The organism is Paenibacillus sp. 7523-1 (assembly GCF_002276415.1).
GTDB classification, from domain to species: domain Bacteria; phylum Bacillota; class Bacilli; order Paenibacillales; family Paenibacillaceae; genus Paenibacillus; species Paenibacillus illinoisensis_A.
Genome location: NZ_NPBR01000036.1, coordinates 1 through 1071 on the forward strand (window position 1 = coordinate 1; position 1071 = coordinate 1071).

A 1071-nucleotide genomic window follows, 5' to 3' on the forward strand; every position below is an offset into this window, starting at 1 on the left:
AGGGGTAGGGGAGCGTTGTATAAGGGTTGAAGGTGTACCGTAAGGAGCGCTGGACATTATACAAGTGAGAATGCCGGTATGAGTAACGAAAAGATCAGTGAGAATCTGATCCGCCGAAAGCCTAAGGGTTCCTGAGGAAGGCTCGTCCGCTCAGGGTAAGTCGGGACCTAAGGCGAGGCCGAAAGGCGTAGTCGAAGGACAACAGGTCGAAATTCCTGTACCACCGTAAATCGTTACGAGCGATGGGGGGACGCAGTAGGGTAGTGACGCAGGCTGATGGATGCCTGTCCAAGCAGTAAGGCTGATGTGTAGGCAAATCCGCACATCTAAGGCTGAGCTGTGATGGGGAGTGAAAATTACAGTAGCGAAGGTCATGATCTCACACTGCCAAGAAAAGCCTCTAGCCAGATGAAGGTGCCCGTACCGCAAACCGACACAGGTAGGCGAGAAGAGAATTCTAAGGCGCGCGGAAGAACTCTCGTTAAGGAACTCGGCAAAATGACCCCGTAACTTCGGGAGAAGGGGTGCCCCGGTAGTGTGAATAGCACGAGGGGGCCGCAGTGAAAAGGCCCAAGCGACTGTTTAGCAAAAACACAGGTCTGTGCGAAGCCGTAAGGCGAAGTATACGGGCTGACGCCTGCCCGGTGCTGGAAGGTTAAGGGGAGCGGTTAGGAGTAATCCGAAGCTGTGAACCGAAGCCCCAGTAAACGGCGGCCGTAACTATAACGGTCCTAAGGTAGCGAAATTCCTTGTCAGGTAAATTCTGACCCGCACGAATGGCGTAACGACTTGGGCGCTGTCTCAACGAGAGATCCGGTGAAATTTTAATACCTGTGAAGATGCAGGTTACCCGCGACAAGACGGAAAGACCCCATGGAGCTTTACTGCAGCTTGATATTGAATTTGGGTACGATCTGTACAGGATAGGTGGGAGCCTTTGAAGCATGAGCGCCAGCTTGTGTGGAGGCACCGTTGGGATACCACCCTGATCGTATCTAGGTTCTAACCTGGTGCCCTAAGCGGGTACGGGGACAGTGTCAGGTGGGCAGTTTGACTGGGGCGGTCGCCTCC

The 1071-nt window shown here is 53.8% G+C and carries 1 rRNA gene; it reads left to right on the forward strand.

Going from position 1 to position 1071, the window contains the following annotated elements:
* Positions 1–1071 (forward strand): 23S ribosomal RNA (locus CHH60_RS29370); the annotation flags it as partial.